Below are 21,614 nucleotides of genomic sequence, written 5' to 3'. Positions count from 1 at the left end.
CGCGCTAAGTGCGCCCATGGCTAAGACCTGGCGATGGCGCTGACCTTCCGACCCGCCCCGATCCGGGCTTGCGCCCGCACGTCCACTTAGCTTCAAGCCTCATCCCATGACCGACCAAGCTCCGGCCCAGTACCAGGGCCCTCAACGCGTGCTCTCCGGCGTGCAGCCCTCAGGCGCCCTGCACCTGGGCAACTACCTCGGCGCGTTGGTGAAGTTCGCCCGCCTGCAGCACGAGATGGAGTGCCTGTTCTGCGTCGTCGACCTGCACGCCATCACGGTGTGGCAGGAGCCGGCGGCCCTGGCGGCCCAGACCCGCGAGATCGCGGCCGCCTATTTCGCCGCCGGGGTGGACCCGGCGAAGGCCACGGTCTTCGCCCAATCGGCCGTGCCGGAGCACTCCGAACTCGCCTGGATGTTCCAGTGCGTGGCGCGGCTCGGCTGGCTCGATCGGATGACCCAGTTCAAGGAGAAAAGCGGCAAGCACAAGGAGCGCTCGAGCGTCGGGCTCTACACCTACCCCGTGCTGCAGGCCGCCGACATCCTGGTCTACAAGGCCACCCACGTGCCGGTGGGCGAGGACCAGAAGCAGCACCTGGAGCTGACCCGCGACATCGCCGGCAAGTTCAACCACGACTATGACGCGCCGGGCTTCTTCCCCCTGTGCGAGCCGCTGATCCAGGGGCCGGGCGCGCGGATCATGAGCCTGCGGGACGGCGCGGCGAAGATGTCGAAGTCGGACCCCTCGGACTATTCGCGCATCAACCTTACCGACGACGCCGACGCCATCGCCCAGAAGATCCGCAAGGCGCGGACGGACCCCGAGCCGCTGCCGGAGACGGCGGAGGGGCTGGAGGGCCGGGCCGAGGCGAAGAACCTGGTGGGCATCTATGCGGCGCTCTCGGGCGTCAGCGAAGCCGACGTGCTGGCCGAGTTCGCGGGCCAGGGCTTCGGAGCCTTCAAGCCGAAGCTCGCCGACCTGGCGGTGGCCCAGCTCGGCCCGGTGGGCGAGCGGATGCGCGGCTTCCTGGCCGACCCGGGCGAGATCGATCGCATCCTGGCGGCGGGGGCGGCCAAGGCGCGCGAGCTCGCCGCGCCGACGGTCGCCGAGGTGAAGCGGAAGGTGGGCTTCTGGTCGGCCTGAGCTTGCGGTCGGGCCGGAAGCGCCGCACCGTCCGCCCATGAGCCAGCGCAAGTTCCTGGTCATCGCCGACGACACGCCGGAGTTCATGACGGCGCTGAAGTTCGCCTGCCGCCGGGCGCGCTCGACGAGCGGCCACGTGGCGATCCTGCGGGTCATCGAGCCGGCGGTGTTCGAGCACTGGAGCGGCGTGCGCGAGGAGATCGACCGGCAGGCGCGCCAGGAGGCGGAGGCCGTGCTGCAGGAGACCGCCGGCTATGTGCTGGAGGAGACCGGCTATCCGCCGGAGCTGCTGATCGTGAACGCCGACAACACCCGCGCGGCCCTGAAGCAGGTGCTGGCCGACGACCCGGACATCAAGATCCTGGTGCTGGCCGCGGCCACCGGCGGACGCGGGCCCGGGCCGCTGGTGGCCTCCATGGCCAAGGAGGGCGTGAAGTGGGGCGCGCGCAAGCTGCCGGTGACGGTGGTCCCGGGCGACCTCACCGACCAGGAAATCGCGGAACTTGCCTGAGCCGGCGCCAGGGCCCACATCTTCTCCATGTTCATCCAGACCGAGCCCACGCCGAACCCCGAGGTCCTGAAGTTCCTGCCTGGCCGCGACGTCATGGGCGAGGGCACGCGCGACTTCCGCTCCGCCGAGGAGGCCGCCGCCTCGGCGCTGGCCGCGGACCTGTTCGACATCGAGGGCGTGACGCGGGTGTTCTTCGGGCCGGACTTCGTGACCGTGGGCAAGCATCCGTCCTCCGACTGGCCGCACCTGAAGGCGCCGATCCTGGCGGCCATCATGGACCACTTCACCTCGGGCCGGCCGCTGTTCGCGGGCGAGGACAGCGCCGCCGGCGGACACGAGGAGGGCGCCTACGAGGGCGAGACCGCCCAGATCGTGGCCGAGATCAAGGACCTGCTGGACACCCGCATCCGCCCTGCGGTGGCCCAGGACGGCGGCGACATCCTGTTCTCCAAGTTCGATGCAGACACCGGCGTGGTGTGGCTGAACATGCGCGGCGCCTGCTCCGGCTGCCCGTCGTCGACGGCCACCCTGAAGGCCGGCGTGGAGAACATGCTCAAGCACTACGTCCCCGAAGTGACTCGGGTGGAGCAAACGCTCTAAACACCGCGGCGTGATCGTCCTCGGGCTCGACACCTGCCTCAACGCCTGTTCGGTCGCCATCCTCGACGGCGAGCGCGTGCTCGCGTCCGGCTGCGAGGTGATGGCCCGCGGCCACCAGGAGCGGCTGGCGCCGATGGCGCAGCGGGTGATGGCCGAGGCCGCGATCGGCTTCGATCGGCTGGAGCGGGTCGGCGTCACCGTAGGGCCGGGCTCGTTCACGGGCCTGCGCGTCGGCATAGCCTTCGCCAAGGGCCTGGCGTCGGCTCTGGGCGTGCCGGCTGTGGGGGTCGGCACACTGGAGGCGCTTGCCGCCGCCGCCGACGGGCTCGTCTTCGCCGCCCTCGATGCGCGTCGCGACCAGGCCTACCTGCAGGCCTTCGAGGACGGGCAGGCGCTGATGGCCCCCGACGTCCTGCCGTTCGGCGTCGCTGCGGCCCAGATCGCCGACATCGCGGCTGGGCGGTCGTTCAGCATCGTGGGCTCCGGCGGACCGCTGCTGGCGCCCGAGGCGCGGCTGATCCCGGCCGACGGCGCCGATCCCGTCCTCGTGGCCCGGCTCGCCGCCGCGCGCGACCCCGTCCCGCTCACCCCGCTCTACCTGCGCGCGCCCGACGCGCGGCTCCCGGCGTGAACCTCGGCTGGGCCACCGCGGAGGACGCCCAGGCGCTGGCCGAGGCCCATGCGCTCGCCTTCGACGCACCCTGGAAAGCCGACGAGATCGGCGAGATGCTGGCCAGCCCCGGCGTGTTCGGCTTCGTGGCCCGCGAGGCGCGGCCGCTGGGCATGATCCTCTGCCGGGCCGCGGCCGACGAGTTGGAGGTGCTGACGCTCGCCGTCGCGCCGGAGATCCGGCGCAAGGGCGTGGCGAAAGCGCTGATGGCCGCCGCCCTCGGGGCCGCCCGCGAGGCCGGCGCCACGGAGGCCTTCCTGGAGGTGGCGGTGGACAACTACCCCGCCGCCGCCCTCTACGCCGGCCTGGGCTTCCGCCGCGCCGGCGTGCGCCGCAACTACTATGACCGCGGCCCCGCTGGTAAGACCGACGCCCTCGTGATGCGTCTCGACCTTAACGACGGGTCTGCTTAGACCTATCCTGCGCAGGAGGGAGAAGACGCGTGAACGTGCCGGACCGCATCGAGAAGCTCTGCGTCGACAAGGGCATGCGCATGACCGAGCAGCGCCGGGTGATCGCCCGCGTGCTGTCCGAGGCGCACGACCACCCTGACGTGGAAGAGCTGCATCGCCGCGCCCACGGCGTCGACCCGCACATCTCCATCGCCACCGTCTACCGCACGGTGAAGCTGTTCGAGGAGGCGGGGATCATCACCCGCCACGACTTCCGCGACGGCCGATCGCGCTACGAGGAGCATCCGGACGTCCACCACGACCACCTGATCGACATGAAGACCGGCAAGGTGGTGGAGTTCTTCGACCCGGAGATCGAGGCCCTGCAGGAAGCCATCGCCCGCAAGCTCGGGTACCGGCTGATCGACCACCGGCTGGAGCTCTACGGAATGCCGCTGGAGGAGTAGCGGAGGTTGCGCCCGCCGCGCGCGGTGCCCATAACGCGCGCCATGTCCGAGACCGCGCCCACCAAGCGCCTCTACATCAAGACCTACGGCTGTCAGATGAACGTCTACGACAGCGAGCGCATGGCCGACGTCCTTGCGCCGCTGGGCTATGGGATGACGGACAGCCCGGAAGGCGCCGACCTGGTGGTGCTCAACACCTGCCACATCCGCGAGAAGGCCACGGAGAAGGTCTATTCCGAGCTCGGCCAGCTGAAGCGGCTGAAGGCGGAAAAGGCCGGCATGACCATCGCCGTGGCGGGCTGCGTCGCCCAGGCGGAGGGCGAGGAGATCATGCGCCGCCAGCCGGCCGTGGACCTGGTGGTCGGCCCGCAGGCCTATCACCAGCTGCCCGAGTTGATCGCCCGGGCCCACCGCGCCCGCGGCGAGCGGCTGGCCGCCGACTTCGCGCCGGAAGAGAAGTTCGACGCCCTATCCACCGAGCGGCGGCCTTCGGGCGTCACCGCCTTCCTCACCGTGCAGGAGGGCTGCGACAAGTTCTGCACCTTCTGCGTGGTGCCCTACACCCGCGGCGGCGAGTGGAGCCGGCCGCCCGACGCCATCGAGGCCGAGGCCCGCGGGCTCGCGGAGCAGGGGGTGCGCGAGGTCACCCTTCTGGGCCAGAACGTCAACGCCTATGCGGGGGAGGGCGGGCTGGCTGGGCTCGTGCGCCGGCTGGCGAAGATCCCCGGGCTGGACCGCATCCGGTATACGACCAGCCACCCGCGGGACATGGACGAGGCGCTGATCGCCGCCCACGCGGAGGTTCCGGAGCTGATGCCGTACCTGCACCTGCCCGTGCAGGCGGGCTCCGATAAGGTGCTGCGCGCGATGAACCGGGCGCACACCGCCGAGAGCTACGTCCGCCTGATCGAGAAGATCCGCGCCGCCCGGCCCGACATCGCCATCTCGGGCGACTTCATCGTGGGCTTCCCCGGCGAGCGGGACGCCGACTTCGAGGCCACCCTGAGCCTGGTGCGGGAGGTCGGCTACGCCAGCGCCTTTTCCTTCAAGTACTCCCGCCGTCCGGGCACGCCGGCCGCCGCCATGCCCGGCCAGGTGGCGGAAGAGGTGAAGGAGGAGCGGCTGCACCGGCTCCAAAACCTTCTCGACGAGCAGCAGCGGGCGTTCAACGGGGCCCAGGCCGGCAAGACCCTGCCGGTGCTCTTTGAGAAGACCGGCCGCCATGCGGGCCAGCTCATCGGCCGCAGTCCGTATCTTCAGGCGGTGCATGCGACCGCGCCGGATCGACTGATCGGCGAGATCGTTTCGGTGCGTATCGAAAGCTCGGCCAGGAACAGCCTGGCCGGGACGCTCGCGCTGGAACTCGCCTGAAGGAGCCGATTTGGCCCGAACGCCTGAATTCATCCCGCTCTCCGACGAGGCCGTCCGCGCGGTCGCCGGCGCCAACTCGCGCCATGCGGCGCTGATCGAGGACGCCTTCGGAGTGCTCGTCGAGACCCCCGGCGGCGGGGTCTCGCTGTCGGGCGACACCAAGTCGCGCGGCCAGGCCAAGAAGGCCGTGCAGACGATCGCCGACCGGGCCGACCAGGGCCTGGAGATCAACGAGGCCGACGTCCGCGTCGCCATCGGCAACGCCCGCACCGGCCAGACCGCCGGCGGCGGCTCGAACCTGCCGGTCGGCCGCCGCGGCCAGGTGGCGCCGAAGACGGCCATGCAGGCGGAGTACCTGCAGGCGCTGGGCAAGTGCGAGCTCGTGTTCGGCCTGGGCCCAGCCGGCACCGGCAAGACCTTCCTGGCGGTGGCGCACGGCGCGGGCCTCCTGCTTCGCGGCGAGGTGGATCGGCTGATCGTCTCGCGCCCGGCGGTCGAGGCCGGCGAGCGGCTTGGCTTCCTGCCGGGCGACATGAACGAGAAGGTCGACCCCTACATGGCGCCGGTCTGGGAGGCGCTGACCGACATCCTGGGCGCCGACCAGCTGCGGCGCCGGCGCGAGAAGGGGGAGATCGAGGTGGCGCCGATCGCCTTCCTGCGTGGCCGCACGCTCTCCCACGCCTTCGTCATCGTCGACGAGGCGCAGAACGCCACGCGCCTGCAGATGAAGATGGTGCTGACCCGCCTGGGCGAGGGCGCGCGCATGGTGGTGACCGGCGACCCCACCCAGACCGACCTGGCCAATCCGCGGGACTCCGGGCTGGCCCACGCCGTGGGCCTGCTGGAGGGCGTGAAGGGCATCGGCGTCACGCGGTTCTCCTCGGCCGACGTGGTGCGCCATCCGCTGGTGGAGCGTATCGTGCGGGCCTACGACGCCGACGCCGCCATGACCGGACGCAACGTTTGATCGACATCGAGATCGAGGAAGCGGCCTGGAGCTATGCGGAGGCCGACGCCGAGGCGCTGGCCCGGCGGGCCGGCGAGGCCGTTCTGCTGGGCGAAGGCGCCGACGGCGAGCACGTCACCGTGCTGCTGACGGACGACGCCACGGTGCATGCGCTGAACGCCCGCTTCCGGGAGAAGGACGCGCCCACCAACGTGCTCTCCTTCCCCGCGCCGCCGAATCCGGAAAAGCATCTGGGCGACGTCGCCCTGGCGTATGGGGTGTGTGCGCGGGAGGCGGCCGAGCAGGGCAAGCCGCTGGCGCACCATCTGCAGCATCTGGTGGCGCACGGGGTGCTGCACCTACTAGGATACGACCACATGACCGATAGCGAGGCCGAGGCGATGGAAGGTCTCGAGCGCGTCGTCCTGGCCGGACTGGGGGTGCCCGACCCCTATGCGGCCGGCGAGGGAGACCATGGCTGACCCGGACCCGTCCAGTCGTCGCATCGATCCCGGCCGCGGGGGGCTGATGGGGCTCTTGCAGATCTTCCGGAAGCCGCAGGCCGAGCCGGAAACCGAAGCGGCCGAGGCCGAGACGGCCGCGACCGGCGAACTGGTCACCCAGGCCCGCGCCTTCCAGGAGCTGCGCGTGGAAGACGTGATGAAGCCGCGCGCCGACATCGTGGCCGTGGAGCGCGACTGCCCGTTCGCCGAGGTCGTCGCCCGCTTCGTCGAGGCCGAGCACTCCCGCATGCCGGTGTTCCGGGAGACCCTCGACGAGCCGGTGGGCGTGGTTCACGTGAAGGACGTCTTCAAGCTCCTCGCCCGCAAGACCCGCAAGCCGAAGCCGGACGACAAGATCCTGCAGGGCCGCTACCACCTGGTGCGCCCGGTGCTTTATGTGCCGCCGTCCATGCGCGCGGCCGAGCTGCTGACGCTGATGCGCGCGCGGCAGACCCACATGGCGCTGGTGATCGACGAGTTCGGCGGCACCGATGGCCTGGTGACCCTGGAGGACCTGCTCGAGACCCTGGTGGGCCAGATCGCCGACGAGCACGACGAGGAATCGGACCAGGGCTTCAACCCGATCGTCGCCGACGAGCACGGCTGGATCGCCGACGGCCGCGCGCCCCTGGCCGAGCTGGAGGCCGCCATCGGCGACGGCGCCGATCTGGCGCCCGAGGAGGTGGACGAGGAGATCGACACGGTGGCCGGCATGGTCACCACCCTCGTCGGCCGCGTGCCGCAGCGCGGCGAGCGGATCGAGCATCCGGGCGGCTTCCTGCTGGAGGTGCTGTCCGCCGATCCGCGGCGTGTGAAGCGGGTGCGCGTGCGCCGTGCGCCGGCGCGTCCGTCGCAGGCCTGAGGTGAATACGGTCCTTTCGGGCTGGCGCGGCAGGCTCTGGGCGCTGGCCGCCGGTCTGGGCGCGAGCCTCGCCCATCCGCCGTTCGGCTTGCTGCCGGGATTGCTCGGCTTCGCGCTCCTGCTCGCGCTGCTGGAGGCTCCGAGTGCGCGGCCCCTGCGGTCGGCCTTCTTCCGTGGCTGGCTGGCCGGACTGGGTTACTTCGGCCTCGGGGTCTGGTGGATAATCGAGCCCCTCCTCGTCGAACCCGAAAAGCACGGCTGGATGGCGCCGTTCGCCATCGTGCTGGTGCCCGGCGGCCTTGCCCTCTTCTGGGGGCTCGCGGCCCTGCTCTACCGCTGGGGGCGTCCCGCCCCCGGCTCGCCGCTCGGCCTGCTGCGCGTGCTGGTGTTCGCCGGCTGCGTGGCCGCCCTGGAATGGGTTCGCGGGCACATCTTCACGGGATTCCCGTGGAACCTGCCCGGCGAGGCCTGGGCGGCCGGCTCGGCGCCGTCGCAGTTCGCGTCGCTCGTGGGCGCCTACGGCCTGACCTGGATCACCGTCGCGCTGGCCGCATCGCCCGCCGTGCTGTTCGACGACGTCCCCCGCCGTGGACGGATGCTCGCCGGGCTGGTGGCCCTCGGCGCGCTCGCCAGCCTCTACGCCTTCGGCCTCGGGCGCCTGTCCAACGCGGCTGGGCCCATGGCGGGCGCGCCGCTGATCCGCATCGTCCAGGCCGACATCGACCAGAAGGACAAATGGAAGCCCGAGAACCTGGAGGTGATCTTCGACACCTACGTGGGCCTCTCGCGGAAGGCCTCGCCGGCGGCTCCCGACATCGTGATCTGGCCGGAGGGCGCCCTGCCGGCGGTGATCGACGACGTCCTTGCGCCCGGCTCGCCCTACGGCCCCAAGCTCGTCGCCGCCTTCGCGCCCGGCCAGAGCCTGCTGATGGGCGCAAACCGCTTCGAGCCCGGACCGGGCGGCAAGCCCCGCTACTTCAACACGCTCATCGCGCTGCGCCGCGAATCCAACGGGCTGCGGGTGACCGGCGTCTACGACAAGCACCGGCTCGTGCCGTTCGGGGAGTACATTCCGCTCGGCGACCTCGCGGGCAGGCTGGGCATCCGCAGCCTGGTGCACATGCCGGAGGATTTCACGGCCGGGCCGCCGCCGCGGCCCCTGGCGCCCTGGGGGGTGCCGCCGCTGCAGCCGCTGATCTGCTACGAGGCGCTGTTCCCCGGTTTCACCCGCGCGGGGGCGCAGGCGCAGGGCATCCGGCCCGCCTGGATCCTCAATGTCTCCAATGACGCCTGGTTCGGCATGACCAGCGGGCCGCTGCAGCACCTGAACCTCGCCAGCTACCGGGCGATCGAGGAGGGCCTGCCCATCGTGCGCTCGACGCCGACGGGGGTTTCGGCCGTGATCGACGGCTACGGTCGGGTGCTGCCCGACGCGCGGCTGGGGCTGGGGGAGCTCGGGGTTATCGACGCTCACTTACCGCCGGCGCTCAAGCCAACCGTGTACGGACGTGTCGGGGACTTGCCTTTCGTATTTCTGTTGCTAGCTTCCGCGGTCGCCGTTTTGGGACACCGCGTTCGACGACCAAGGTCATCGAGCCGAGTGGCCTGATCTCCTCCACGGTCTGAGACTCCTGGGAGCCGCATGGAAAAGCCCGCCGACCTGGACCGCGGCCCGAATCCTATCGATCGACACGTCGGCCTGCGCATCCGGATGCGGCGCAAGGAGCTGGGCGTGAGCCAGGAGAAGCTGGCGGAGTCCATCGGCCTGACCTTCCAGCAGGTGCAGAAGTACGAGCGCGCCTCCAACCGGGTGAGCGCGTCGAAGCTCTGGGAGATGGCCCGGGCGCTGAACACCTCGGTGGCCTATTTCTACGAGGGGCTGGGCGAGCCCGCCGGCCGCGGCTCCAACGCGCCGAAGGACTCGGTGCACGAGTTCCTGCTGACGCCCGAAGGCATGGAGCTGGCGGCGTCCTTTCCGCGCATCCACCAGCCGCGCCTGCGCCGCAAGGTCCTCGAACTCGTCCGCGTCCTGGGCGAGGACCAGGGCCGGGTTGAGGCCTGACGTCTCAGGGCTCGCGGCCCCGCTTGGCGGGACATAAAGATTTCTTTATAGCCTCTGCGACCTTGAGACAGGCCGCGCCGGGGGCGCGGCCCGCCAGCCTCCCCGGAGCCCAAGCCCTTGAGCCGTTCCAACTACATCTTCACCTCGGAAAGCGTGTCGGAAGGCCACCCTGACAAGGTCGCCGACCGGATCTCCGACACCGTCGTCGACGCCTTCCTGAGCGCGGAGCCCGAGGCGCGGGTGGCCTGCGAGACCCTGGTGACCACCAACCGCATCGTGCTGGCCGGCGAAGTCCGCGCCGGCCGTCCGGGCGCGTCGAAGGCCGAGAACAAGGCGCTTACCAAGGAGATCGTCCGCGGCCTCGAGCCCAAGGTCCGGCAGGCGATCAAGGACATCGGCTACGAGCAGAAGGGCTTCCACTGGTCCAAGGCGAAGTTCGCCTGCTACCTGCACCCGCAGTCCGCCCACATCGCCCAGGGCGTGGACGCCACGGACAAGAAGGACGAGGGCGCCGGCGACCAGGGCATCATGTTCGGCTACGCCTGCGACGAGACGCCGGAGCTGATGCCGGCCACCCTGCAGTTCTCCCACAACATCCTGCGCAATCTCGCCGCGGCCCGCCATTCGGGCGAGTGCGCGGTGCTGGAGCCGGACGCCAAGAGCCAGGTCACCCTGCGCTACGAGGACGGCCGCCCCGTCGAGGTGCTGAAGGTCGTGGTCTCCACGCAGCACAAGAAGCGCATCGGCCTGCACTCGGCGACGCCGAAGCGCCTGCACGACGCGATCCGCCCCTACATCGAGGGCGTCTTCCCCGAAGGCCTGGTCACCAAGAAGACCAAGTGGCTGGTGAATCCCACCGGCCGCTTCGAGATCGGCGGGCCGGACGGCGATGCGGGCCTGACCGGCCGCAAGATCATCGTCGACACCTACGGCGGCGCCGCTCCGCACGGTGGCGGCGCGTTCTCGGGCAAGGACCCGACCAAGGTGGACCGCTCGGCGGCCTACGCCTGCCGCTACCTGGCGAAGAACGTGGTCGCCGCGGGCCTGGCCCGGAAGTGCACCATCCAGATCAGCTACGCCATCGGCGTGGCCGAGCCGCTGAGTTTCTACGTCGACCTGCACGACACCGGCGAGGTCGACCCGGCGAAGCTGGAGCTGGCGCTGCCGGAGATGATCGGCGGGGCCACGCCGCGGGCGATCCGCGAGCACCTGGGCCTGAACCGTCCGATCTACGCCCGCACCGCGGCCTACGGCCACTTCGGCCGCCAGCCGGACAACGAGGGCGGCTTCTCCTGGGAGCGGAACGACCTCGTGGACCAGCTGCGGGGCCTGGCCTGACGCCATGGGACTGAAGGCGTGGGCGCGGACGCTCAGGCGCGACGCCCACGCGCTCTGGCTCGCCGGCCGCGACCCGCGCACGCCCTGGTACGCCAAGGTGCTGGCGCTGGCGGTGGCGGGTTACGCCTTCTCGCCCATTGACCTGATCCCGGACTTCATCCCGGTGCTCGGCTACCTGGACGACCTGATCCTGGTGCCGATCGGGCTGTGGCTCGCGCTCAAGCTCGTCCCGGCGGCAGTGCTGGCGGAGCATCGCGCCACCGCCGACAAGTCGGCCGACAAGCCGGTCAGCAAGATGGCCGCGCTCTGCGTCGTCTGCGTCTGGCTGATCATCACCGGGGTTACGGCGATCGCCGTCCTGGGCTAGAGCCCGCGCCGATGTCCGAGCACCACCCGCCGCTCAGGTCCTACGGCCGGCTGAAGTCGCGCGCCATCAAGCCGCGGCAGGCCGCGCTGATGGAGACCCTGCTTCCGGCCATCCGAGCGCCGGGGGGGCCGTTCGATCCGCGCGCGCTGATGCCGGACGCCACGGAGGCGTGGCTGGAGATCGGCTTCGGCGGCGGGGAGCACATGGCCGCCCAGGCGGCGCGGCGGCCCGACGTCCTGGTGATCGGCGCCGAGCCCTTCCAGAACGGGGTGGCGAGCGCGCTGCGGCACATCGACGAGCAGGGGCTGCAGAACGTGCGCGTGCACGACGGCGACGTGCGCGAGCTGCTGGCCCGCATCCCCGACGCCAGTCTCGAGCGGGTCTTCATCCTCTTCCCCGATCCCTGGCCCAAGGCGCGCCACCACAAGCGCCGGCTGCTGCAGGCCGACCTGGCGGCCGAGCTGGCGCGGGTGCTGAAGCCCCGCGGGCGGCTGCGCTTCGCCAGCGACTGGTCGGACTACGTGGACTGGAGCCTGGAGCGGCTCGGCAAGGCGTTCCGCTGGACGGCGGAGCGGCCGGACGACTGGCGCATGCCGCCCGCAGACCACGTGACCACCCGCTACGAGGAGAAGCGCCTCGGCGACTGCGCGCCGGTGTTCCTGGACTTCATCCGCGACTAGTCGAGCGGCCCGGTCTGGATGCGGGTCTCGGGCGCGAGCTTCATCCAGACCTCCTCCAGCGCGGTGAGGAACCTCGCGTAGGACCACTGCCGGGCGGTTTCGTAGCCGGCCTCCAGCCGCCACTTCAGCGCCGGCCCCCCGGTGGCGACCAGGTCCGCGGCCTGCGCCAGCGCATCTGCGGCGGCGCCGCAGTCGTCCTCCGGGACCCAGAAGCCGTTGGCGGTGGTGGCGAACTCCTGGCCGCCGACACCGGTGAAACCGGCGACCACGCAGCCGCAGGCCATCGCCTCCAGCGGGGTGATGCCGATCGACTCCAGACGGCTAAGGCTGAGGAACAGGGTCGAGGACCTGAAGCCGTCCGCCATCTCCAGCTCGGTGGCGTTCTCCAGCACGGTCCAGGGCAGGCCCGCGTGGCGCGGGTGGAACCTGCGCAGGAAGGCGCGGATGGCGTTGGCCTCGATGGGGCGCTTGCGGGGCGCATAGGCGATCGCGTCGCGCTTGGCGCCGCCGGGCCGGAAGATCCGCTCGTCTGCGAAGCAGGGCGCCAACTCCACCTGCGTGCCCGGCCAGGCCCGGCGGATGGTGGCGGCCAGCCGCTGCCCGACCGCGATGAAGGGCGGCAGCCGCCCCTCCGGGAAGGTCTCCAGCGCCTCGTAGCTCAGGGCGGCGGAGAGGTAGATGCCTTGCGAGAACACGACCGCTTTGAGGCCCATCGACGGTATGCGGCGCAGGGAGTCGTGGGCGTCGTCGGGCAGCACTACGACGTCGTCGGAGCGGAAGTTGGAGTCCGTGAACCGGACCACGTTGTGCTCGAACCAGGTCGGCACCACGTTGTGCGGGCCGGTGCCGTAGTAGGCGTCGAAGCCCAGCCCGCGCAGCGCCTCCACATGGCGGATGATCATCTTCTGCCCGCCCTGCACGGAGCCGCGCGGGAAGGCGAAGTAGATCAGCCGCGCCACGGGTTCAGCCCTTGTAGCGCTCGATGGAGTCGCGGATCAGCTGGGCGGCCTCCTCGGGGTCGGCCCAGCGCACGATCTCGACGCTCTTGCCCTTCTCCAGGTCTTTGTAGTGCTTGAAGAAGTGGGCGATCTGCTCGACCAGGATCACCGGCAGCGAGCGCCACGAGTCGACGCCCATGTAGAACGGGTGGAGCTTGTCGACCGGCACGGCCAGGATCTTCTCGTCGCCACCCGCCTCGTCGCGCATGATCAGCGCGCCCACCGGCCGCGCCCGGATGATGGCGCCCGGCACCACGGGCGTGGGCCCCACCACGATGATGTCCATGGGGTCGCCGTCGTCGGCCAGGGTGTGGGGGATGAAGCCATAGTTGCCCGGATAGAACATCGCGGTGTGCAGGAAGCGGTCGACGAAGATCGCGCCGCTCTCCTTGTCCAGCTCGTACTTCACCGGCTCGCCGCCTTGCGGGATCTCGATGACGGCGTTGACGTCGTACGGCGGGTTCTCGCCGACGGGGATCTTGGAGAGGTCCATGGGAGCCTTCTGAAACACACAAGAGGTAAGTCGGCGCGCTCCCTGCACCATCGGCGTCCCTCAGGGAAGGCCGAAGCGACAGAACGGCGGAATCGCGCCGCGACTGGAAAGGGCTGACAACGCCCCTCGACCCGGCTATATTCCCTAGCAACATCGTCCGTTAGCGCTGTCATGGCGCCTACGAGCGGCGGGCTCCGGCCCGACCGCTTTTTTCTTTGCCGGAGACCAGGGCTCCCATGCGTGGGAAGACCGCCGAAGACCTGAGATTGCTGGAGCTGCTCGACCCCGTGGCCGAGGCGGCCGGGTACGAGATCGTGCGCCTGAGGCTGATGGGCGGCGAGCATGTCCGCCGCCTGCAGATCATGGCCGAGCGGGCCGTCGACGGGGACATGAACGTCGAGGACTGCGCGCGGCTGTCGCGGGCCATCTCCGAGGTGCTGGACGCCGCCGACCCGATCGCCGGCGAGTATACGCTGGAGGTCTCCTCCCCCGGCGTCGACCGGCCGCTGACCCGGCTGAAGGACTTCGAGACCTTCGAGGGCTACGAGGCCCGCGTCGAGCTCGACCGGCTGGCCGAAGGGCGCAAGCGCTTCAAGGGCCTGCTGGCCGGGATCGATGGCGACCAGGTGGCGATCGACCTGGAGGGCGAGGAAGAGACGGCTCTGATCCCGTTCGCCTGGATCAGCGACGCCAAGCTCGTGCTCACCGACGAACTGCTGAAGCGGGGCGCGGAAATCCGTGCGGCCCGCGTCCAATCCGACCAACCGACTTCCGAGTAAGAGGGAACCGCCCCCATGAGCCTGACCGGCATTTCCGCCAACCGGCTTGAACTCCTGCAGATCGCCGAGGCCGTCGCCCGCGAAAAGTCGATCGACAAGGAGATCGTCATCGAGGCGATCGAGGAGGCGATCCAGAAGGGCGCCCGCTCGCGCTACGGCGCCGAGCACGACATCCGGGTGAAGATCGACCCGAAGACCGGCGAGACGACGGTCAAGCGCGTGGTCACCGTGGTCGCCGACGACGCCACCTTCGGCCCGCCGGAAGGCGCCGAGCCGGTGGAGGGCGAGGAGCTCGTCGCCGAGGAGCCGGCCGGCATCATCCGCCTCTCCGACGCCAAGCGCACCGACAAGGACGCCTTCGTGGGCAAGACCTACGAGGAGGTGCTGCCGCCCTTCGAGTTCGGCCGGGTGCAGACCCAGATGGCCCGCCAGGTGGTGACCGGGAAGGTCCGCGAAGCCGAGCGCGAACGCCAGTACGAGGAGTTCAAGGACCGGGTCGGCGAGATCGTCAACGGCACCGTCAAGCGCGTCGAGTACGGCAACGTCGTCGTCGACCTGGGCCGCGGCGAAGGCATCATGCGCCGCGACCAGTCGATCCCGCGCGAGAACTTCAACATCGGCGACCGGATCCGCTGCTACATCTACGACGTGCGGCGCGAGACCAAGGGTCCGCAGATCCTGCTGTCGCGCGCACACGGTGGCTTCATGGCCAAGCTGTTCGCCCAGGAAGTGCCGGAGGTCTACGACGGGGTCATCGAGATCCGCGCCGTGGCGCGCGATCCGGGCAGCCGCGCAAAGATGGCGGTGATCTCCAACGACAGCTCGATCGATCCCGTCGGCGCCTGCGTCGGCATGCGCGGCAGCCGCGTGCAGGCGGTGGTGGCCGAGCTGCAGGGCGAGAAGATCGACATCATCCAGTGGAGCCAGGACGAGGCGACCTTCATCGTCAACGCCCTGGCGCCGGCGGAAGTCTCCAAGGTCGTCATGGACGAGGAGGACGAGCGGGTCGAAGTGGTGGTGCCGGACGAGCAGCTGTCGCTGGCCATCGGCCGCCGCGGCCAGAACGTCCGCCTCGCTTCCCAGCTGACCGGCTGGCAGATCGACATCATGACCGAGAGCCAGGAGAGCGAGCGCCGCCAGCGCGAGTTCGCCGAGCGCACCGCCCTCTTCCAGGAAGCCCTGGACGTGGACGAGGTCATCGCCCAGTTGCTGGTCACCGAAGGCTTCGCCAGCGTCGAGGACGTGGCCTACGTGGACGCCTCCGAGATCGCCGCCATCGAAGGCTTCGACGAGGACACCGCCGAAGAGATCCAGACCCGGGCGCGCGAGTACCTGGACAAGGAAGCGGCCGAATACGACGCCAAGCGCCGCGAGCTGGGTGTCGAGGACGGCGTGCTGGAGATCGAGGGCGTCACCCTGCCGATGGCCGTGGCCCTCGGCGAGGGCGGCATCAAGACGGTGGAGGACTTTGCGGGCCTGGTGCCCGACGACCTGCGCGGCTGGTTCGAGAACAAGAACGGCGAGCGGGTGCGCGAGAGCGGCATCCTCGAGGCCTTCGGCCTTGATCCGCAGGACGCCGAGACCCTGATCATGCGCGCCCGCGTGGCCATGGGCTGGGTCGAGGCGCCGGAAGAGGAGCCGGTCGAGGAGGCGGGCGACGAACCTGTCGGCGAGATCGAAGACACCGAAGCCTTCGCCGAGGCCGAAATGGCCGGCGAAGCCCGCGACGCTTAAGGTCCGGGACGGTGGCCGCCCATGGAACATCGAGCCCCCAGGACGGCCACCCTCGCTGAAGCCTCACGCGAGCGGCGTGACATCGTCACCGGCGAGGTCGTCGACGAGGCGCGCCTGATCCGCTTCGTCCCCGGCCCCGAGGGCGTGGTCGTGCCGGACCTGGCGCGCAAGCTGCCGGGCCGCGGCCTGTGGGTGGCGGCCGACCGCGCCTCCGTCGAGACAGCGGCGAAGAAGGGCCTGTTTTCGCGCGCCGCCAAGGCCAAGCTGTCGGCGCCGGCGGACCTGGCCGACCAAGTGGAAATCCTGCTGAAGCGCCGGCTTCTTTCGGCCCTGGGCCTTGCGCGCAAGGCCGGCGACCTTACCTCCGGGTTCGAGAAGGTCTCGTCCGCGGTCACCGGGGGCAAGGCCGCTTGGCTTATCGAGGCGTCGGACGGCGCCGCCGATGGCCGCCGAAAGCTCTGGGCGAAAGCCCGCAAGCAGTCTCCCCCTCCCGGCCTGTTCGGCGTGTTCTCCGCGTCCGAATTGGGTTTGGCCTTGGGGGGCGAGAATGTGATACACACCGCCTTCCTTGCGGGGCGAGCCGCCGATCGTTGGACGCAGGACGTCCACCGGTTGTCGGGCTTCTGTCCGCTCTTTCCTGAGAGTTGGCGCGAGGAAGCGGCGAACGGGGCCACCGCCCCGGGCGTCCATTCGACTATTGATGAGGGCCCATCCGGGGCCCGTGAGTAAAGCGAGCGCATGAGCGACGAGAACAACAACGGCCGCCCCTCCGCCCCCGGCGGACGCCCGCCCCTGACCCTGAAGCCCCGCGGGGGTGGATCGGTCAGCGCGGGTACGGTGAAGCAGAGCTTCAGCCACGGCCGTTCCAAGACGGTGGTCGTCGAGACCAAGCGGCCGCGTACGCACGCGGCCCCCGCCGGAAACCTGGCGGCCCCGTCGGCGCGTGAGAACCGGGTGTTCGACCCGAAGCCCGCCGCCGGCCCCGCGCCCGCGGCGCGCCAGCCCGCTGCGCCGTCCGACGGCCTGTCGGCCGAGGAGCGCGCCGCACGCCAACGCGCCATCGAGCTCGCCCGTCAGCAGCAGGCCAAGCAGGACGCCGAGCGCCGCGCCCGCGAAGAGCGCGCCCGCGCCGAGGCCGAGGCCGCCAAGGCCAAGGCCGCTCCGGCCCCGGAAGCTCCGGCCGCCCCTGCGGCTCCGGAAGCGCCGGCCGCTGCGGCTCCTGCGCCTGCGCCCGCCGCCGAGGCGCCCCAGGCGCCGGCTCCCCAGGCCGCGCCGCCCGCGCCACGCGCGCCGGCCGAGCGCGCGCAGCTGGGCAGCCAGACCCGCACCTATCAGCCGTCGCCCGACCGCCGCGACGACCGGCCGTCGACCACCACCTACCGTCCCGAGCGGCCGACCGGCCGCTTCGAGGGCGCCACGTTCAACCAGCGCGCGCCGCGCCGCGACGACGCTCGTCCCATGCGCGACGACCGTGGCCCGCGTCCGGGCGGCGATCGTCCGCCGCGCGACGACCGTGGCCCGCGTCCCGAGGGCGCCGGCGCCGGCACCGTCCGCTATTCGGCGCTCGCGCCGCGTCCCGCCGGTCCGCGTGACGGAGCCCGTCCGGGCGGTCCGCGTCCGCCGCGCATCGGCGCCGCCGCCCCGCCCGCGGCGCCCGAGATCCAGCGCGCCACCCGCCAGGCCCCGCGACCCGGCTCGGCCAACCTCGACCGCCGGCCGGACGAGGACGACCGTCGCCGCGACGCCGGCCCGGGCAAGGCCATCTCCCGCGCCAAGGGCGCGCCGCAGCGCCGCGAAGGCCGCCTGACGATCCAGACCGTGGCCGGCGACGGCGACGGCGCGGAGCGCATGCGCTCCCTGGCCTCGGTCCGCCGGGCCCGCGAACGCGAGCGTGAGAAGCGCAAGGGCGGCGCCACCGAGCAGGTCCGCGTGGCCCGTGAAGTGGTCATCCCCGACATCATCACGGTCAGCGAACTGGCCAACCGGATGGCCATCCGCGGCGTCGAGATCATCAAGTTCCTGATGCGTCAGGGCGTGATGCTGAAGATCAACGACGTCATCGACAACGACACCGCCGAGCTGGTGGCCACCGAGTTCGGCCACACCGTGAAGCGCGTCTCGGAAGCCGACGTCGAAGAAGGCTTCATCGGCGGCGAGGACCTGGACGATCACCTGGAGCCGCGGCCTCCGGTGGTCACCGTCATGGGCCACGTCGACCACGGCAAGACGAGCCTGCTCGACGCCCTGCGCTCCACCGACGTGGTGGCCGGCGAGCACGGCGGCATCACCCAGCACATCGGCGCCTATCAGGTCCGGCTCGAGAACGGCCAGCGCGTCACCTTCCTGGACACTCCGGGCCACGCCGCCTTCTCCGCCATGCGGATGCGCGGCGCGACGGTGACCGACATCGTGATCCTGGTGGTGGCCGCCGACGATGGCGTGATGCCCCAGACCATCGAGGCCATCAATCACGCCAAGGCCGCCGGCGCCCCGATCATCGTGGCGATCAACAAGATCGACAAGCCGGACGCCGATCCGACGCGGGTGATCAACGAGCTGCTGCAGCACGAGATCGTGGTGGAAAGCCTCGGCGGCGACACCCAGGTGGTCGAGGTCTCCGCGACGCAGAAGCTGGGTCTGGACGACCTGATCGAGAACATCCTGGTGCAGGCCGAGATCCTCGACCTGAAGGCCAACCCCGACCGCACCGCCGACGGCGTGGTCATCGAGGCCAAGCTGGACCGCGGCCGGGGCGCCGTCTCCACCGTCCTGGTGAAGCGCGGCACCCTGAAGCGCGGCGACATCGTGGTGGCCGGTGCGAGCTGGGGCCGGGTCCGCGCGCTGCTCAACGAACGCGGGGAGCAGGTCACCGACGCCGGTCCCTCGACGCCGGTGGAGATCCTCGGCCTGGACGGCACGCCCGACCCGGGCGAGCCCTTCGCGGTGGTGGAGAACGAGGCCCGGGCCCGCGAGCTCACGGAGTACCGCACCCGGGTGAAGCGCGAGAAGACCGGCGCGCCGGTCCAGGGCGCCTCGCTCGCCGACATGATGGCCAAGCTCGCCGACAAGAAGGTCAGCGAGCTGCCGGTGATCATCAAGGCCGACGTGCAGGGCTCGGCGGAAGCCATCGTGGGCTCGCTGGACAAGCTCGGCACTGACGAAGTCCGTGCTCGCATCATCCTGTCGGGCGCAGGCGCGATCAGCGAGAGCGACGTGATGCTGGCCAAGGGCGCTGGCTCGCCGATCCTCGGCTTCAACGTCCGCGCCTCGAAGCAGGCCCGCGACCTGGCCGAGCGCGAGGGCGTGGAGATCCGCTACTACGCGATCATCTACGACCTGATCGACGACATCAAAGGCGTGCTCTCGGGCATGCTGGCGCCGATCCAGCGCGAGACCTTCCTCGGCAACGCCGAGGTGCTGCAGGCCTTCGACATCACCAAGGTCGGCAAGGTCGCCGGCTGCCGCGTCACCGACGGGGTGGTCCGCAAGGGCGCCCGCGTCCGGATCGTCCGCCAGGACGTGGTGGTGCTCGAGCTCGGCACGCTGCAGACGCTCAAGCGCTTCAAGGACGAGGTCAACGAGGTCCAGTCCGGCCAGGAATGCGGCATGGCCTTCGCGGGCTTCCAGGACATCAAGGTCGGCGACGTGATCGAGTGCTTCACCCTCGAAGAGGTGAAGCGGACGCTCTAGGGCGACTGAGCCGATCGGAAATGCCTGAGCCCCGGAGCGACCCTCCGGGGCTCTTGCTATGTGGGTCGGTCCATCCGGTAGAGGCTGGAGAGGCCGCCGAAGCCCATGTCCTTGTCGCCCAGCCAGGTCATGCCGACCTTCTCCAGCACGCGCCGGGAGGCGAGGTTCCCCACGTCGGCGAAGCCGATCAGCGTCCGGTGCGGCGTCGTCGCGAAGAACCAGTCGACGATCCCTTGCGCCGCCTCGCTGGCCAGGCCCAGGCCCCAGGCGGCGCGGGCGAAGGAATAGCCGAGCTCGTAGGCGCTTTCCGGCTCCCACCAGGAGATCCCGGCGCGGCCGACGAAGGTCCCGTCGCGCAGGTGCGCCTTCCACTTGCTGACGCCCCGCGTCGCCTGGTCGGAGACATACTGGTCGAGCCGCTTCTGGATGGTCTCGCGGTCCCACATGCCGCCGATGTAGCGCTGCACCTCGGGGTCCGAGTGCAGGCTGGCCAGCAGGTCGAGGTCCTCGGCCGTGAACGGCGTGAACACCAGGCGCTCGGTTTCCAGGATGGGTTTCATACGGCCCCGCTTTCCGGTCGTGATGTAGCCGCGTTCATCGGCTACATCGAGGCATCGGAGGACCCTGCATGCGCGCCATCCTGATCGCCGTCCTGGCCCTGTTGCTCTCCGCCTGCGCCTCGGCCAAGCGTCTGGACGCGGCCAACGACGTCCACGCCCTGCTGCTGTCGATCCGCGACAATGACCAGGCGACCTTTGACCGGCACGTCGACCGCGGCGCGCTGAAGCAGGTGATCCAGGCCAAGCTCGAGACCGAGGCGGTGAAGGACAAACGGCTGAGCGGGATCGCGGCCGTTCTGGCGCCGTCCCTCGCCGAGTTCGCCGGCGAAGCGCTCGTCCAGCCGCGCACCTTCAAGATGGTCGCCGAGCAGTACGGCTATAACGAGCAGACCAAGATCCCGGGCCCCGTGGCCATTGCCAGCGCGCTGAAGACCCTGCCGGACGGCCGCGTCTGCGCGACGAAGACGAAGGACGGCCCCTGCGTGCTGATCTTCACCAATGTCGAAGGGACATGGAAGCTCTCCGGCTTCGAGGGCGATCTTTCCATGCTGCGCCTGAAGCTCTGATCGGCCTAAGCTCCGCCCGGGAACGGGAGGGCGCGATGAGCGGGCACGAGGCGGTTCTTTCGGCGTACGACAAGTTCCAGTTCACCGACGGGCCCTACACCCGCGACGTCTACCGCCGCGGCCAGGGTCCGGCAGTCATCATCATCCACGAGATCCCCGGGCTGCACCCGCTGGTCGTGCGGTTCGCCGACCGCGTCGCCGCCGCGGGCATGACCGTCTACTGCCCCAGCCTGTTCGGCACGCCGGGCAAGCCCGTTTCCAGGGGCTATGCCCTCCAGAGCATGTTCGGCGCGGTCTGCATCCGCCGCGAATTCCACGCGCTGGCGACCGACCATTCCAGCCCGATCTGCGACTGGCTGCGCGCGCTCGCCCGCTACGTCCATTCCGAGTGCGGCGGGCGCGGTGTCGGCGCGGTCGGAATGTGCTTCACCGGCGGCTTCGCCCTGGCGATGATGACGGAGCCAGTGGTCCGGGCGCCGGTGCTGTCCCAGCCCTCGCTGCCGGTCGGCCTGGGGGCCAGGCGGCGCGCCTCCATCGGGGTTTCGCCGAAGGAGATCGCTTGCGCGAAGAAGCGCTTCGAGGAGGAGGACCTGTCGATGATCGGGCTGCGCTTCCTTGGCGACGACTTCGTGCCGGACGAGCGCTTCGAGACCTACAGGCGCGAGTTCGGCGCCCGCTTCGAGCCCATCGAGATCCAGCCCAAGCACGCCGCCCCCGCGCCCATCCCGCCGCACTCCGTCCTGACCATCCACTTGGCGGAGGACGGCCCCACCAAGGAAGCCGAGCAGCGGGTCATCCAGTTCTTCCGGGAGCGCACCGGGGCCGCCTGACGCTGGACTTGGCGGAGCCGGGGCACTAGAAGCCCGCCCTTCCCCTGGCGTGGC

Annotated in this window: 24 protein-coding genes; 21 read left to right on the top strand and 3 right to left on the bottom strand. The window is 70.6% G+C overall.

Annotated elements, in window-relative coordinates:
* Positions 1–106 precede the first annotated feature (106 nt).
* From trpS to trmB, 15 genes are all read left to right on the top strand, one after another.
* Positions 107–1,141 (top strand): tryptophan--tRNA ligase, encoded by a 1,035-nt coding sequence (trpS, locus tag VIL76_RS13475; RefSeq protein WP_332045543.1) that lies wholly within the window; start codon positions 107–109, stop codon positions 1,139–1,141.
* A 37-nt stretch (positions 1,142–1,178) separates the two neighbouring features.
* Positions 1,179–1,652 carry a universal stress protein gene (locus VIL76_RS13470; RefSeq protein WP_332045542.1) on the top strand — a complete coding sequence of 158 codons (474 nt, stop codon included), beginning with the start codon at positions 1,179–1,181 and terminating at the stop codon, positions 1,650–1,652.
* A 27-nt stretch (positions 1,653–1,679) separates the two neighbouring features.
* Positions 1,680–2,252, top strand: coding sequence for a NifU family protein (locus VIL76_RS13465; RefSeq protein WP_332045541.1), 573 nt, complete (start codon positions 1,680–1,682; stop codon positions 2,250–2,252).
* Between the two features lie 13 nt (positions 2,253–2,265).
* Positions 2,266–2,883, top strand: a complete 618-nt coding sequence (tsaB, locus tag VIL76_RS13460) for a tRNA (adenosine(37)-N6)-threonylcarbamoyltransferase complex dimerization subunit type 1 TsaB (protein ID WP_332046503.1) — start codon at positions 2,266–2,268, stop codon at positions 2,881–2,883.
* Positions 2,880–3,335 carry a GNAT family N-acetyltransferase gene (locus VIL76_RS13455; protein WP_332045540.1) on the top strand — a complete coding sequence of 152 codons (456 nt, stop codon included), beginning with the start codon at positions 2,880–2,882 and terminating at the stop codon, positions 3,333–3,335. The genes tsaB and VIL76_RS13455 overlap by 4 nt, the downstream gene beginning before the upstream one ends.
* A gap of 74 nt (positions 3,336–3,409) precedes the next feature.
* On the top strand, positions 3,410–3,781 hold the full coding sequence (locus VIL76_RS13450; protein WP_332046502.1) for a Fur family transcriptional regulator: 372 nt from the start codon (positions 3,410–3,412) through the stop codon (positions 3,779–3,781).
* A gap of 42 nt (positions 3,782–3,823) precedes the next feature.
* Positions 3,824–5,152, top strand: coding sequence for a tRNA (N6-isopentenyl adenosine(37)-C2)-methylthiotransferase MiaB (gene miaB / locus VIL76_RS13445; protein WP_332045539.1), 1,329 nt, complete (start codon positions 3,824–3,826; stop codon positions 5,150–5,152).
* A 10-nt stretch (positions 5,153–5,162) separates the two neighbouring features.
* Positions 5,163–6,119, top strand: coding sequence for a PhoH family protein (locus VIL76_RS13440; protein WP_332045538.1), 957 nt, complete (start codon positions 5,163–5,165; stop codon positions 6,117–6,119).
* The gene (gene ybeY, locus VIL76_RS13435; RefSeq protein WP_332045537.1) at positions 6,116–6,580 is read left to right on the top strand and encodes an rRNA maturation RNase YbeY; all 465 of its coding nucleotides are present in this window, start codon (positions 6,116–6,118) and stop codon (positions 6,578–6,580) included. Before VIL76_RS13440 ends, ybeY begins: the two co-directional genes overlap by 4 nt.
* Positions 6,573–7,463, top strand: a complete 891-nt coding sequence (locus VIL76_RS13430) for a hemolysin family protein (protein ID WP_332045536.1) — start codon at positions 6,573–6,575, stop codon at positions 7,461–7,463. Before ybeY ends, VIL76_RS13430 begins: the two co-directional genes overlap by 8 nt.
* 1 nt (position 7,464) lies before the next feature.
* A complete protein-coding gene (gene lnt, locus VIL76_RS13425; protein ID WP_332045535.1) occupies positions 7,465–9,072 on the top strand; it encodes an apolipoprotein N-acyltransferase in 1,608 nt (535 codons plus the stop codon).
* A 33-nt stretch (positions 9,073–9,105) separates the two neighbouring features.
* Complete coding sequence (locus tag VIL76_RS13420; RefSeq protein WP_332045534.1) at positions 9,106–9,525, top strand: helix-turn-helix transcriptional regulator; 420 nt, start codon at positions 9,106–9,108, stop codon at positions 9,523–9,525.
* A gap of 117 nt (positions 9,526–9,642) precedes the next feature.
* Positions 9,643–10,863, top strand: a complete 1,221-nt coding sequence (gene metK / locus VIL76_RS13415) for a methionine adenosyltransferase (RefSeq protein WP_332045533.1) — start codon at positions 9,643–9,645, stop codon at positions 10,861–10,863.
* A 4-nt stretch (positions 10,864–10,867) separates the two neighbouring features.
* Positions 10,868–11,230 carry a YkvA family protein gene (locus tag VIL76_RS13410; RefSeq protein ID WP_332045532.1) on the top strand — a complete coding sequence of 121 codons (363 nt, stop codon included), beginning with the start codon at positions 10,868–10,870 and terminating at the stop codon, positions 11,228–11,230.
* An 11-nt stretch (positions 11,231–11,241) separates the two neighbouring features.
* Positions 11,242–11,910 (top strand): tRNA (guanosine(46)-N7)-methyltransferase TrmB, encoded by a 669-nt coding sequence (gene trmB, locus VIL76_RS13405; protein ID WP_332045531.1) that lies wholly within the window; start codon positions 11,242–11,244, stop codon positions 11,908–11,910.
* Here trmB and VIL76_RS13400 read toward each other — a convergent pair.
* Complete coding sequence (locus tag VIL76_RS13400) at positions 11,907–12,869, bottom strand: glycosyltransferase (protein ID WP_332045530.1); 963 nt, start codon at positions 12,867–12,869, stop codon at positions 11,907–11,909. The two genes, trmB and VIL76_RS13400, sit on opposite strands and share 4 nt — an antisense overlap.
* Positions 12,870–12,873: 4 nt before the next feature.
* Positions 12,874–13,401: an inorganic diphosphatase gene (gene ppa / locus VIL76_RS13395; RefSeq protein WP_332045529.1), complete on the bottom strand. Its 528-nt coding sequence runs from the start codon at positions 13,399–13,401 to the stop codon at positions 12,874–12,876.
* A 236-nt stretch (positions 13,402–13,637) separates the two neighbouring features.
* Between ppa and rimP the strand changes: the two genes are divergently transcribed.
* The 4 genes from rimP to infB are packed head-to-tail and all read left to right on the top strand — an operon-like array spanning position 13,638 to position 19,604.
* Positions 13,638–14,180 carry a ribosome maturation factor RimP gene (gene rimP / locus VIL76_RS13390; RefSeq protein WP_332045528.1) on the top strand — a complete coding sequence of 181 codons (543 nt, stop codon included), beginning with the start codon at positions 13,638–13,640 and terminating at the stop codon, positions 14,178–14,180.
* A 15-nt stretch (positions 14,181–14,195) separates the two neighbouring features.
* Positions 14,196–15,914: a transcription termination factor NusA gene (gene nusA, locus VIL76_RS13385; RefSeq protein ID WP_332045527.1), complete on the top strand. Its 1,719-nt coding sequence runs from the start codon at positions 14,196–14,198 to the stop codon at positions 15,912–15,914.
* 21 nt (positions 15,915–15,935) lie between these two features.
* Complete coding sequence (locus VIL76_RS13380; RefSeq protein ID WP_332045526.1) at positions 15,936–16,643, top strand: RNA-binding protein; 708 nt, start codon at positions 15,936–15,938, stop codon at positions 16,641–16,643.
* 9 nt (positions 16,644–16,652) lie between these two features.
* Positions 16,653–19,604: a translation initiation factor IF-2 gene (gene infB / locus VIL76_RS13375; RefSeq protein ID WP_332045525.1), complete on the top strand. Its 2,952-nt coding sequence runs from the start codon at positions 16,653–16,655 to the stop codon at positions 19,602–19,604.
* Positions 19,605–19,660: 56 nt separating this feature from the next.
* Here the strand turns inward: infB and VIL76_RS13370 are convergent, their stop codons facing one another.
* Positions 19,661–20,164, bottom strand: coding sequence for a GNAT family N-acetyltransferase (locus tag VIL76_RS13370; protein WP_332045524.1), 504 nt, complete (start codon positions 20,162–20,164; stop codon positions 19,661–19,663).
* A 68-nt stretch (positions 20,165–20,232) separates the two neighbouring features.
* Here VIL76_RS13370 and VIL76_RS13365 point away from each other — a divergent pair, with 68 nt between their 5' ends.
* Both VIL76_RS13365 and VIL76_RS13360 read left to right on the top strand, forming a co-directional pair.
* Entirely contained in the window at positions 20,233–20,730 is a 498-nt protein-coding gene (locus tag VIL76_RS13365) for a DUF2939 domain-containing protein (RefSeq protein ID WP_332045523.1), read from the top strand.
* A 35-nt stretch (positions 20,731–20,765) separates the two neighbouring features.
* The gene (locus VIL76_RS13360; RefSeq protein ID WP_332045522.1) at positions 20,766–21,560 is read left to right on the top strand and encodes a dienelactone hydrolase family protein; all 795 of its coding nucleotides are present in this window, start codon (positions 20,766–20,768) and stop codon (positions 21,558–21,560) included.
* The last annotated feature ends 54 nt before the right edge of the window (positions 21,561–21,614 follow it).

This window comes from Phenylobacterium sp. (genome assembly GCF_036563285.1).
In the GTDB taxonomy this organism is placed as follows: domain Bacteria; phylum Pseudomonadota; class Alphaproteobacteria; order Caulobacterales; family Caulobacteraceae; genus Phenylobacterium.
This window is presented reverse-complemented; position numbering and strand designations above follow the sequence as displayed.